This window comes from Pseudoalteromonas arctica (assembly GCF_012927645.1).
GTDB classification, from domain to species: Bacteria; Pseudomonadota; Gammaproteobacteria; order Enterobacterales; family Alteromonadaceae; genus Pseudoalteromonas; species Pseudoalteromonas arctica_A.
On record NZ_JABBMT010000011.1, the window covers coordinates 1 to 12,738 of the forward strand.

Consider the following 12,738-nt stretch of genomic DNA (forward strand, 5'->3'; position numbering starts at 1 on the left):
GGTTAAAGGAAATCAAAAGAAGCTGTATAGCGCTATTAATGATTTATTTATGCAGCACTATGAGTCTGAAGACTCGGAAATTATAAGCCATGTAACACAAGATAAAGGGCATGGGCGTCAAGAAGTAGTGCGACGAGAGTCGCGTAGGTCGCTAACCTAGCAGGCTACACCGTAAGCAAGTACTTAAGTACTTGCTCACCCACCTGCAAAAACTAGTAGTCGAAATCCGTTGGTCGGATCGCACAATCCGATCAACGGTATTCTCGAAAGAGAATGTTCGCCTGATCATGATTGTCGATCAGCATAAAGAAAATGGGCGCAAAGTGTTAATGTCTGCGCTGCCCTCAACACGTAGGTATCTAGAAGCATAGTCTTTGTGCAAAGGGAAAAAGAACGGCGGCGTAAGCCTGCCGACAATTTTAACCTTCTAGGATACTCCCGTCTGCTTGTCATCTTTGACACGACTTATTGGTATTTTAACTGCTGGAGTGATCTCCGGCGTAAGCTGTTGTAGTTATTGTCTCACCGCTTTGCTTCGGCATCTCGGTAGTGAGACCTGTTATACGGCTAACAGTAGTCTAGGGATAGTGCGATGCCGGTGACGGCATGGTGCGAAGCTTCCTGACAATGTACCCCTGTTAATTCAGTGCCTGAATCTGTGAAGATGGGCATAGCTAGCTAACAATAAGCAAGCTGGGGGCTAGACTGGGTAATATGGTTAACGTAAGTGAACTGTTGATAAATACCGTCAACCGCAAAGAGCGAAATATTGTTGGTGCGCTCTGACCAAAAGGTACGTGGTCGGTTAATCCTTTTACATCTGGGATTACGCCGTCTTATGACCACCGGTAGATAGACAGAACCTAAGTTACTCGTGTAACTATAACGGAACTCGGTAAGCCCAATTATCTGCCTGACTAATATTAGTTACTGGGCAGGCAGCTCGTAAGAGATGCTGTTGGATAAGTGGGTAAAGGATGTCTGACCAAGCGAATGCCGGATTGTAATGATTCGGATAAGGGTTCTAACTTTGCCTTAACCCGAAAGGGTGCAAAATTCAGACTGGTCTTTAATCGTGTGAAGGCATGTAAAGCCATCTAATAAACTAACCCAAACGGGGATTAATTATCCCCGCGTGGGGTAGTTATTCCTCCATTTTGTGGTTACGGAGGAAAGCAAGATGAGTACGGAATGTATGTTCCATGTACCTGCGTTCTCCCACCAAACACATAGTTGGCATACCATTAATTGGTATGATAACGAGCGCAAGGTGAGAGGGCTACAAGTACGGATCGCGAAGGCGACTAAGCAACAACAATGGCGCAAGGCTAAGGCTCTGCAACGTATGTTGGTGCGCTCGTTTGCTGCCAAAACCTTGGCAGTCAAACGTGTAACTGAAAATCGAGGCAAACGGACTGCTGGTGTCGATGGGGAGTTATGGAGTACACCTGAAAGTAAATGGCAAGCGCTGTTTCGATTAACGCGTAAAGGCTATAGGCCTAAACCGTTAAGGCGAGTTTATATTCCCAAAGCAAATGGCAAGCGCCGACCGCTGGGAATACCGACTATGGTTGATAGGGCAATGCAGGCGCTATACCTGCTAGCTTTAGAACCTGTATCGGAAACAATCGCAGATAGAAATAGTTACGGCTTTCGCCCTATGCGCTCAACGGCAGATGCGATTGAACAATGTTTTGTTAATCTCAGTCGCAAGAACTCTGCACATTGGGTACTAGAGGGAGATATTAAAGGGTGTTTCGATAACATTAGTCATGATTGGTTACTTGCCAATGTTACATTGGATAAACAAGTACTCAAAAAATGGCTTAAAGCTGGGTATATGGAATCCGGTAAATTGAATCCAACAGATGCTGGGACACCGCAAGGAGGAATTATCTCTCCTGTATTAGCTAATTTGGCACTTGATGGTTTAGAAGCGGTGCTTCACTCCCACTTTGGGAAGAAAAACACTAAAGCTAGCTACAAGACTAAAGTTAACTATGTGCGGTATGCGGACGACTTTATCATTACAGGTATCTCGAAAGAGTTACTTGAAAATGAAGTTAAACCCTTGGTAGAAGCCTTTATGGCTGAACGAGGGTTAACGCTATCACCTGAAAAAACGGTGATTACCCATATTGTTGAAGGGTTCGACTTTTTGGGGCAGAATTTACGTAAATATGAAGGTAAGCTTTTAATTAAGCCAAGCCAAAAGAACTTGCGTAACCTTCTACAGAAAGTAAAAAGCATAGTGACAGGTAATAAAACGGTAACTGCCAGCACGTTGATATCTTTACTTAACCCTGTTTTACGAGGGTGGGCAAATTATCACAGGCATGTGGTTGCTAAAGAAACCTTTAATTATGTGGATTATCGGGTTTGGAAAATGTTGTGGCAATGGTGTCGAAGACGCCATGCTAACAGACGAAAGCGCTGGATTAAGTCTAAATACTTTAAATCAGTAGGAAAACGTAATTGGACATTTTCTGGAATATCAATTGATGGCTTCAACTATAAATTGATATACACCAATGACACAGTAATAAAGCGACATACTAAATTAAAAGCGGAAGCTAACCCGTATGACTTAGCATTCGAGGAATATTTCGAGCAGCGCTTAGAGCGAGCTTGGCGTGAATCAATGCAAGGCAAACGAAAGTTACTATCGCTTTGGCTCAGACAGCAGCAATGCTGTGTCATGTGCCGCCATAAAATTACCAAAGAAACGGGATGGAATATTCATCATATCGTGGAAAAGGTCAAAGGCGGAACTGATGAAATGAGTAATTTAGTGTTGTTGCACCCTAATTGTCATAGGCAATTGCATACAATCAATAAATAGGACTTTTTGTACTATAATTGTTCAATCTAACTTGAAATACTGTATGGGTAACCATATATAATACTTGAGCAATACTGCTCTGTTAATTTCAAAGGTATTTCTGTATGGGGAAAAATCAGTGGATTACAAAACAAGGTGACCAATGGGCTGTCAAAGGTGAAGGTAACACAAAAGCTACTACCTTACATGACACTCAAAAGGAAGCTATTGCAGCGGGACGTGAAACAGCTATTAATCAAAAAAGTGAGTTAATTATCCAAGGTGCTGACGGAAAAATCCGTGAGAAAAACTCTTATGGTAATGACGATAGCCCACCCAAAGGTTAAAGCTCGGTAATAGCGGAAGCTGTGTTGTAGCCGCTGTTAATTGACCCATTTTCATAATTAAAAAAGAAAGGCATTTTTATGGAATATAAAGAAATAACCGCCGAACAAGCTAGAAAGAATAGTGAACATTCGACCTATGGTACAAAAGAAGCTCTTAAATCTATTTTTGATAGCATCAATGCTAACTCAAATGCTGGGGCAAAATCGATTACTACAATGCTGAGCAAGCAGTCTATCAATGATAATGAATTGACTGGAGTTATCTCAGAATTAGAACTCAAAGGATTTGAGGTTGATTTAAAGGACAAAGCCACAGTGTATACTTTAACTATCAAATGGTAACTAAAGTATAAGTTAAGTCGCTGGTCTGTACTTAGGTTCAGATTTATAAAGGCTTGAGCCGTATGCGGGGAAACTCGCACGTACGGTTCTTAGGGGAGGGGTAGCTAGTAATAGCTGCTCCTTACCCGACAGTACAGTGGATTGCCTTGATGCTTCATTGTTACCTGTTGAAATAAAAGAGAATTGGCCGTCAATTAAAACAATCGTTGCGGTACAAAGAGAAAGGAAAAAAGGAGTTAGAACGAGTATAGACACTCATTTTTACCTGACATCAGTCACAGATAACACGTTAATTAGTAAAGCGATTAGACACCATTGGTTGATAGAAAACCAACAACACTGGATATTGGATGTCGTGTTTAAAGAAGATGCATCTCAAATTCACGATCCGTTAAGCGCACAACATATGGCATTATTTCGTCGAGTGGTTAGAAACATGGTAAAACAACATACGAAAAGCAATAGTTCAATAAGAAGCAAGTGTGTAAGAGCGTGTTATGACGATGCTTTTAGAGAGGAATTGTTGTTCGGTTAACATCGTTAACAAAGTGTGCTCGCGCCCTGAGGTGTGAAGATGTTGAAAAATCGAAAATTATAAAAGCAAAACCTAAGAAAGTTAAAAAAATTGAATCTACAGTGAATAGCTCTAATTTCTTTCTTAATTATATTAATTTGATATTTAATTTAAAGAAATCAACAAAGACTAAGATAGAAAGGAATCAAAATATCAGCTTAAAATAAGGTTTTTTTATAATTGAGTATACTCAATACAATGAGTAGTATTAATCAATGCAAATATTAATACTACTCCAACTAATACTATATAGATGAACTGAAATTTACACTTTTTATATATTTTTCCATATAATTCCAATCAGGCTTATCATTTACCACTGGAAGTTTAATTATTGATGATGGCATCCTTAAAGGTCTCCATTTACGCCCATAACCCCAACGGTACTTCTCCATTTTAATCAAAGAGATAATAAACATAGCAATATACTTATTTAGAACAGTTGAAGGATCTTTTAAATATAGTGGATTTACATCATGAGAACACGTAAATTGAGTTTCTTGATAAAAAGCTTCACCTACCGAACCGTTATTTGTAACTGTAATACAGTTACCCTCAAATATTCTCCCCTCAAAAGACAATGAAGTTTTTTTACCAGTCTTATCAAAAGTACCTATGTCTACTTTTTTTATATAAGAGGTAATTCCATTGTTTTTTTCAGTAGCCCCTATAAAAGGCAATGTGTCATTAGCTTTTCCAGAAACAGGTGGCTTTTTGTTGTAATATCCTTTTTTTATATTAAAAATTTCATCGTATCTAAACTCTTTCCAGTTAATAGTATCTAAGTTCAGGTTAGAATTAGTAATTAAAGGATTACTTGAATCATTAAAAGACACCTTTTCCTTTCTTTTATTAACCCAGTCAGGAATTTCGTTTACAGAAGGAATTAGTATTTGCTTTATTGTTCTATTTGCTTGCCTACCCCAGCTATATTTATATCTATTAGTTGAAATACATAAGCTATAATAAAGCAGTTCCAAACGTGTTAGTTTTACTTTAGGCTTTAATCTTGCGATATGGTAGCCCGTATAGAACTCTCTTTCTTGAATGAAAGTTGATAGCACCCCATTACCACTTAAAGCACAAGTTAACTCTCCAGCTGGCGCAGGTGTAACTTTCGATAATTCTTTAACGTAGGCAGCAACGCCATTATCTCCTGACTTTCGAGAAATAAAAGCAACACCTTCATTACTTTCACACTCTTCAAGCCTATTTAATTCTAAAGAATGGCCGTATTGAACATCAAATATGTCTTTAAGCTCAACCATTTAACTAACCTCATTCAGCATTTTAAATACCGCATAATTTCTTACAACAGTTTCAAAATCATCTTTGGTTATTTTAGAATAATCTGTATCTAAATAGGCCTCAGCAACCCATTCATTATCTGCGTTTACATAATTTAAAACTGACTCGCCTGCGTGAACCTCATTATTCTTATATGCTTCAATCCATCGCTCTTTAATTTCATTCCATTTACCATTTAAATCTATCCGACCTAAATGTTTAGTTTTCATAAATCCATCATCTCGCCAATAACCAAACCACGTTTTTTTATTACTTTCCTGATGTGGTTTATGCGCTTCAAAAACAACAATGCAAGTTGGTGCACCTACAGGATAAAATAGCTCAATTGGCATGGACATAACAGCTTTTAAGGTATGATGTTTTAATAACTCATGCTTAGCTTGGTGAGGTGAAATAACACAATTCATTGGGATAATTGCTACACCAGTGCCACCAACATCTAAAAGATCTAACATATGTTTTACAAAGTACAATTCATGAAGCTCAGCGTCACTTTTAGATTGAGCGTAAGGAGGATTTAATAGACCAACTGTTGGTTTAGCTTTTTTAATTGCATCCGTAATAGCATCATCAAAGCAACTCCCTTGATGTAAATTTGCTTTACCATCACCACGTAAAATCATATTACTCGCCGCTAAAGCAAACATCTTTGGTGAATTTTCAATTCCAATTAGCTTATTCTTCTTAATATCTAAAATTTCTTGTTCGGTATAGGCCGTTCTTAACATTTTTTGCATCGCTGATATAAGAAAACCACCAGTACCTGCACATATATCTAATACAACATCATGCTTTGAAACATCTGCAATTAGAGAAAATAGCTCTGCTATATGTTTAGGAGTCAAAACTATCCCTAACGCTTTTTTATCACCGCCCGTATATTTAAGAAACTCCCCATAAAACTGACCCACAACATCAAAATCATGATAAATATTAATAAATGGCCAAACATTATCATTTATAGAGTCAATCACTTCTTTAAAAACACCCTCAGGATACTCTTTTGCTGTTTTTGAGTCTGGTCGCCCTAAGTTAGGGTGTACAGCGATAGTTGTATATGGCTGGATCATTGTATCTTTTTTACCCTGAGGTATTTCAGCCTTATCAAGCTCCTTTTTAATAGCAGATAGCCAAGCATCTTGAATATCATCAGAATCAAGAGCTTTATAAGTTTTCTGAAATGCGTTGTTCATTAGCGCAATTAAAGTACCACTCACTAACAAAGGTTTATCTTCTTCAGAAACCTTAGCTTTCGTCCAAATTAATTCATGTAACTCTCTAGAAAATGAAATTAAGTCTTCATGTCTTTTTTTCGCAACAACAGGATCAAATGATGCTAATCTATAATAATCATCAAATGATAATAATTGCTCAACTGGTTGAGAGTGCTCATTTTTTAATTCTGTGTATGAACCATCATTACTTGCAAAAATATAATTTGATATTTTTAAATTACTCACAGTCGAACCACTAACTGCAACGGCTAAGACTATATAATCTTTAGATAAAAACTTGGCATAATGCAAAACGCCATCAACAGCATAATCAACAGGTTTATCTAAATTATTACTTTGATGTTTTTTAAGATCTGGCTTACATTCAAATACAATTAAAAAATTATGGTCTAATTTATTTGAAATAATAAATTCAGGGTAGCCTTTATTACCTTTATTATTTTTACTGGCTTTAGAAAGTAATTTTTTTATTTTAACAATTTCAGATTTTTGCTCTTCAATTGATATTCCATTCTCAGCAGTGTAATAACCTAGTTCACGAAATGAATCTCGAACTAAATTTTCAGTGATACGTTCAGACAAAGTAATCTCCATATTTGATATTATTTGAGTTGCAATTATTTGACTATAACATGATTTATTTAAGAGTATTATGTGCAATTAAGAATAGAGTGTGGGGGGATAGATACTTATAATAGATATAAAATTTACCTAAAATGGTAGCAGTAGCGAGACTCGAACTCGCACACATTTCTGCGGGGGATTTTGACAAACTATCAATAATTTTCATTATTGCATGGACTATATCATCAACCAATAAATTGGTGCTGGACGCTGTTTCACTAAGTTATTAACACTTAGCTAATTCCTGTCATTAAGCCATATCGCTACAGCTCAGGTAGTCTCTGAACCTTCCCACTCAGTGGGCTTGGCTGCTGATTAGCATTATCAATTTGATAATAAGCCTTCCAGCAATTCATCCAGTTTTTCTCACTTGAAATTACTCTCAAGGGGGACACAATTTTTTAAAGACACAATAATATTCATCCCCTGTGTCTACCAATTCCACCATACTGCCACAATTTAGTTAGATCAGCTGGTAACTGATTTAACCTGAAAGTTAAAGTTAACCTTCATACCAGTTCATACCAAAAAACATTTAGTATAAGCACGAATAAAAATCAATATAATCAAGGAACTTACTTAAAACCAAGCCTAAACAGCTGTGTTTTGAATCCCCCATGTATACCAATTTCATCACGCTGGCATCATTTTTCTTTAACCTTCTAACATGAGAAGATAAAGAAAAACCACTTCAGAGCTAGGACTTATCAAGCTGTCTTTGTCTCTATGCCATGCATTATACAAACAATAAGAGGAGCAGCAAGCGTTTTTTACAAAACCACGATCAACCGCTTAACAATTGAGCAAGCATTAACATTTTCTCATAAAAGCCACTAACTGTGCGGCTAGTATTTGTCTCGCTATTTGCTAAACTAGCGCGCATATTAACTTTGTGAGTTTGTTTATGTCTGCTGAATTTCCGCGTGCGAGCTTTTGGCGTCGCTTTGCTTCTTTAATTTACGACTCTTTAGTTGTGATTTCGCTATCTATGCTGACTGCTATTTTGTATTTTGCTGTGATCCAAATTTTAATTACATTGGGTGTTATTGTACAAACTGAAGGCCTAGACCCTGCAGGTTTTATAGATGAAACCCCATTACTATCTGGTATTCGCAGTGCCTTATTTGTTGGTGTAAATATTGTATTTTTTGTTTATTTTTGGACTAAAAGTGGGCAAACTATTGGTATGCGGGCATGGCGTTTAAAAGTACAAACATGTGATGGCGAGCTGATCAGTTGGTCACAAGCCGTTATTCGCAGCGTAACCGCATTATTTGGCTTAGGTAATTTAGTGGTATTAGTTGATTTTAAAAACAAACGAGCGCTGCAAGATTACCTATCTAAAACCGAGGTTGTTACGCTAACAAAAGAAGAAAACAAACGAATTTACCGTTCTTTAGATTAGCTATAAGGAGCTAGGCTGCTAGCTCCTAATTATCAATTTCGCTTATGAAGTAAGTAAGTCGCAAAACCTATAAATATTATGCTTGGTAAAGTCGCCCCGATTATTGCAGGGATTTGATACACCATCACCACAGGACCAAATATTTCATTGGTTAGGTGAAATGCAATGCCAGTTACAACACCCATTACAATTCGCGCCCCCATCGTCACGGTACGCAGTGGGCCAAATATAAACGACAACGCCACCAGCAACATCACAGCGATTGATATCGGCTGCATTATTTTACGCCACAGTGCCAGCTCGTAAGTACTGGTGTCTTGCTCATTTTGCTTTAAATAACCTAAGTATGACCACAAGCCAGTAAATGAGAGTGACTCAGGTTTAACCGATACCACACCGAGTTTTTCAGCGGTAAGTTGTGATTCATAAAACTCTTCATCTTGTTGCTGTGTATTAATTTGTTCTTCACCCAATTGCACTGTATTTACATCACGTAATAGCCAACCGCCTTTACGGCCTACCGCTTCACTGGCTTTGGTTATTTGCGTGAGTTGCAGTGACTTATCAAAGTGATACATATCTACGCCGTGCAACACACCTTTTTGGTCAACATCTTCTATATTAATGAAATTATTACCATCTTTAGCCCATACACCTTGTTGCGCGTTAAAGACATCACCACCGTGAATCGCTTGATTACGCATTTCTTTGGCTTTAAGTTGCGCAGCAGGTGCACCCCACTCGCCTAATGCCATCATACACAGTGCCATGAATATTGCGGTTTTCATCACTGAGACAATAATTTGCAAGCGCGACATACCCGCAGCTTGCATCACCACCAGTTCACTATTTGATGCAAGTGCCCCAAGCCCCGTTAAGCCACCAATTAAAGCGGCCATTGGGAAGAACACCACAAGATCGTCAGGCATGCTATATAAGGTATATAGCAAAGCAGTTCCAATATCGTAGCTACCGCGACCGACTGATTTAAGCTGCTCAATAAATTTAATCAGGGTACTTATCCCTACCAAGACCATCAAAGCAAAACCAGTGGTTTGTAAAACACTACGGCCTAAATACCAATCAAGCGTTTTCATCATGCGCCTAACTCCCGCTTAGTTACTACTGCTTTTAGCCATGCACCGAGCGGTCGCCCTTTGATAATCAAAAAGCCGCCTATAAATAAAGCGCTTAAATGGATCCACCACAGGCCAATTGAGGGCGGGATCTTGCCATCTTCAACAGCAAATTTTGCAGCATTAAGTAAAATGAAATAGCCTAAATATAAGCTGATTGCAGGCACTAATTTGGCAAATTTACCTTGGCGCGGGTTAACTACACTCAATGGTACTGCTAATAAAGTAAGTAGCGGAATAGAAAGCGGTATAGCAAGACGCCACTGCCACTGAGCAATCGCGTCTGTGGTTTTCATCGCAAACAGTTCTATGGTCGGTACAGCTTCGAGCTTGCGGCGTTGATGCTCAATTTCTTGCTCGCGTATTTGTACGCTGTAACCGTCAAACTCGGTTAAATTGAGTTCAGGGGTTTTGCCATCGGTTTCGTAACGCTTACCGTCACTAAGCACCAATTGCTGCTCACCATTTTCCTGCTCTACCACCACACCGCGCTCGGCATACACTAACCGAGCTAAATTATCTTTTTCACTGTCTGGTAGCTGAGCAACAAATACTTTATGCAACTCTTTGCCACCATTTTCAATGTTATGAATAAACACCACCGCTTTTTCATTACCTGTTTGTTGAAAGCGCCCAGCACGCAGCGCTGATAACCCGGTATCCGCTTTGGCTTGTTCTTTCAATTGATATTCTTGTTCACTCGCCCAAGGCGCTATATATAAAGTCAGTATTCCCGCCAATAGCGCTAATACCACACTAGAAACTAAGGTTATACGCACTACGTACCATTCACTAACACCACAGGCTTTGAGAACAGTCATTTCACTGTCGGCATAAATGCGACTATAGGCGAGAATAATCCCTAAAAAGATACTTAGCGGTAATATTAATGATGCCAATTGCGGTAACTTTAGTGCAATCATCGACAGTACTAACTTAGCAGGAATGCCGCCTTCAGAGGCGTCACTTAGAATAACAACAAACTTTTGCGACAAAAAAATCGTCATCAAAGTTAAAAATACGGCGACCTGAGACTTTAAAACTTCAGTGGTCAAATAACGGAAAATTAGCAATGATCGCCCCTGTTAAACATGATGTTTTACTTCAAGAGTAAGAAAATTTGAATAAACTTAGGGTTTTATTATATGTCATCAACATTAAATATCATACCTAGCAACTCGATATATTGTCGCATTAGTGGTATTGATGGCTACAAAAGTATAAAGTTCAAATACACATAATGAGTCAGCGTTTATAAGCTAATATTAAGCTAGTATCTGGATTTTTATTTTATTACCCTTATTTAAGGGTTAAATGACTCAAAATTAGGAGTGACAATGGAATTTAGCGTAAAAAGTGGTAGTCCTGAAAAGCAACGTAGCGCATGTATTGTAGTTGGCGTTTATGAGCCACGTCGTTTATCCCCCATTGGTGAACAACTCGATAAAATCAGTGATGGTTATATCTCTAATTTACTACGTCGTGGTGACCTTGAAGGTAAGCCTGGGCAAGTGCTGTTATTACATCATGTACCAAACGTACTAAGTGAGCGTATTTTACTAGTCGGTTGTGGTAAAGAGCGTGAACTTGATGATAAACAGTATAAACAAATTATTTCAAAAACCATTAATACCCTAAATGAAACTGGGTCGATGGAAGCGGTATGCTTTTTAACTGAGCAACATGTTAAAAGTCGCGACACCTACTGGAAAGTCCGCCAAGCGGTCGAAACCACCCAAGACTGTTTGTATACCTTTAACCAATTAAAAAGCAAAAAAAGCGACCCGCGTCGCCCGCTGCGTAAAATTGTATTTAACGTACCAACTCGCCGCGAACTAACCATTGGTGAAAACGCCATTGAACATGGCTTAGCGATCGCTGCAGGGAGTAAGTTATGTAAAGACGTAGCGAACATGCCGCCAAACATCTGTAACCCTGCATATTTAGGTGAACAAGCGCAAGAACTTGCAGCTAACTTTGACAACGTTACGGTTGATATTATCGGCGAAAATAAAATGGCAGAGTTAGGTATGAATTCATACTTAGCCGTTGGTCGTGGTAGTGATAACGAATCTATTATGTCGGTAATTAACTACCAAGGCGGTGCGAAAGATCAAGCCCCAATCGTGCTAGTTGGTAAAGGTTTAACCTTTGACTCAGGTGGTATTTCACTCAAACCAGGCGAAGCCATGGATGAAATGAAATACGACATGGGCGGTGCAGCCGGTGTTATTGGCGCAATGCGTGCTTTGGTGCAAATGCAATTACCGATTAACGTAATTGGTGTACTCGCAGGTTGTGAAAACATGCCAAGCTCGAATGCTTATCGTCCGGGTGATATTTTGACGACTATGTCAGGGCAAACAGTTGAAGTACTAAATACCGACGCTGAAGGCCGCTTAGTATTATGTGATGCACTCACTTATGTTGAGCGCTTTGAACCTGAAACCGTGATTGATGTCGCTACTTTAACTGGCGCGTGTATTGTTGCCCTTGGCGCTCATGCAACGGGGTTATTATCTAACCACAACCCACTGGCACATGACTTGTTAAAAGCATCTGAGCAAAGTGGCGACCGTGCGTGGCAGTTGCCACTGTGGGATGATTATCAAGATCAACTAGAAAGCCCATTTGCTGATTTTACTAACTTAGGCGGCCGCTCTGCGGGAACGATAACAGCAGCATGCTTCTTATCTAAGTTTACTAAAAAGTATAACTGGGCTCATTTAGATATCGCAGGCACTGCTTGGCGCAGTGGTAAAAACAAAGGCGCAACAGGCCGACCGGTGCCGATGCTTACGCAATATTTACTAAACCGTGCCGGTATAAGCGAAACCAGCCAAGATTAACCCCCGCATTTAACAATAACATTATAAATTTAAATAAGGCGCTTTTTAGCGCCTTATTTACTCCCCACTTATTAACGTATAAATTAGCGTATTAATT

Annotated in this window: 9 protein-coding genes and 2 pseudogenes; 7 read left to right on the plus strand and 4 right to left on the minus strand. The window is 38.9% G+C overall.

Going from position 1 to position 12,738, the window contains the following annotated elements:
- The 5 genes and pseudogenes from HHO47_RS09000 to HHO47_RS09020 form a co-directional block, all read left to right on the plus strand.
- Nucleotides 1–127, plus strand: a pseudogene (locus HHO47_RS09000) (ISAs1-like element ISPsesp1 family transposase); the annotation flags it as partial.
- A 1,053-nt stretch (nucleotides 128–1,180) separates the two neighbouring features.
- Nucleotides 1,181–2,842 carry a group II intron reverse transcriptase/maturase gene (gene ltrA, locus HHO47_RS09005; RefSeq protein ID WP_169019992.1) on the plus strand — a complete coding sequence of 554 codons (1,662 nt, stop codon included), beginning with the start codon at nucleotides 1,181–1,183 and terminating at the stop codon, nucleotides 2,840–2,842.
- 104 nt (nucleotides 2,843–2,946) lie between these two features.
- Nucleotides 2,947–3,168 (plus strand): DUF2188 domain-containing protein, encoded by a 222-nt coding sequence (locus HHO47_RS09010; RefSeq protein ID WP_169019993.1) that lies wholly within the window; start codon nucleotides 2,947–2,949, stop codon nucleotides 3,166–3,168.
- Between the two features lie 78 nt (nucleotides 3,169–3,246).
- Nucleotides 3,247–3,510, plus strand: a complete 264-nt coding sequence (locus HHO47_RS09015; protein WP_169019994.1) for a hypothetical protein — start codon at nucleotides 3,247–3,249, stop codon at nucleotides 3,508–3,510.
- 133 nt (nucleotides 3,511–3,643) lie between these two features.
- Nucleotides 3,644–4,045, plus strand: a pseudogene (locus HHO47_RS09020) (ISAs1 family transposase); the annotation flags it as partial.
- A 284-nt stretch (nucleotides 4,046–4,329) separates the two neighbouring features.
- Here HHO47_RS09020 and HHO47_RS09025 read toward each other — a convergent pair.
- The gene (locus tag HHO47_RS09025; RefSeq protein ID WP_169019995.1) at nucleotides 4,330–5,352 is read right to left on the minus strand and encodes a restriction endonuclease subunit S; all 1,023 of its coding nucleotides are present in this window, start codon (nucleotides 5,350–5,352) and stop codon (nucleotides 4,330–4,332) included.
- Nucleotides 5,353–7,209 (minus strand): HsdM family class I SAM-dependent methyltransferase, encoded by a 1,857-nt coding sequence (locus HHO47_RS09030; protein ID WP_248290966.1) that lies wholly within the window; start codon nucleotides 7,207–7,209, stop codon nucleotides 5,353–5,355.
- 946 nt (nucleotides 7,210–8,155) lie between these two features.
- Here HHO47_RS09030 and HHO47_RS09035 point away from each other — a divergent pair.
- Nucleotides 8,156–8,656 (plus strand): RDD family protein, encoded by a 501-nt coding sequence (locus tag HHO47_RS09035; protein ID WP_169019997.1) that lies wholly within the window; start codon nucleotides 8,156–8,158, stop codon nucleotides 8,654–8,656.
- A gap of 32 nt (nucleotides 8,657–8,688) precedes the next feature.
- On the opposite strand, the gene lptG is transcribed toward HHO47_RS09035, so the two are convergent.
- Nucleotides 8,689–9,756 carry an LPS export ABC transporter permease LptG gene (lptG, locus tag HHO47_RS09040; protein ID WP_169019998.1) on the minus strand — a complete coding sequence of 356 codons (1,068 nt, stop codon included), beginning with the start codon at nucleotides 9,754–9,756 and terminating at the stop codon, nucleotides 8,689–8,691.
- Complete coding sequence (lptF, locus tag HHO47_RS09045) at nucleotides 9,753–10,865, minus strand: LPS export ABC transporter permease LptF (RefSeq protein ID WP_169019999.1); 1,113 nt, start codon at nucleotides 10,863–10,865, stop codon at nucleotides 9,753–9,755. The genes lptG and lptF overlap by 4 nt, the downstream gene beginning before the upstream one ends.
- A 264-nt stretch (nucleotides 10,866–11,129) precedes the next feature.
- Between lptF and pepA the strand changes: the two genes are divergently transcribed.
- Nucleotides 11,130–12,641, plus strand: a complete 1,512-nt coding sequence (pepA, locus tag HHO47_RS09050; RefSeq protein WP_169020000.1) for a leucyl aminopeptidase — start codon at nucleotides 11,130–11,132, stop codon at nucleotides 12,639–12,641.
- The last annotated feature ends 97 nt before the right edge of the window (nucleotides 12,642–12,738 follow it).

Bases quoted from the DNA above. Each gene is read 5' to 3' on its own strand.
- ltrA (WP_169019992.1), top strand. From the start codon at position 1,181: ATGAGTACGGAATGTATGTTCCATGTACCTGCGTTCTCCCACCAAACA.
- HHO47_RS09010 (WP_169019993.1), top strand. From the start codon at position 2,947: ATGGGGAAAAATCAGTGGATTACAAAACAAGGTGACCAATGGGCTGTC.
- HHO47_RS09015 (WP_169019994.1), top strand. From the start codon at position 3,247: ATGGAATATAAAGAAATAACCGCCGAACAAGCTAGAAAGAATAGTGAA.
- HHO47_RS09025 (WP_169019995.1), bottom strand. From the start codon at position 5,352: ATGGTTGAGCTTAAAGACATATTTGATGTTCAATACGGCCATTCTTTA.
- HHO47_RS09035 (WP_169019997.1), top strand. From the start codon at position 8,156: ATGTCTGCTGAATTTCCGCGTGCGAGCTTTTGGCGTCGCTTTGCTTCT.
- lptG (WP_169019998.1), bottom strand. From the start codon at position 9,756: ATGATGAAAACGCTTGATTGGTATTTAGGCCGTAGTGTTTTACAAACC.
- pepA (WP_169020000.1), top strand. From the start codon at position 11,130: ATGGAATTTAGCGTAAAAAGTGGTAGTCCTGAAAAGCAACGTAGCGCA.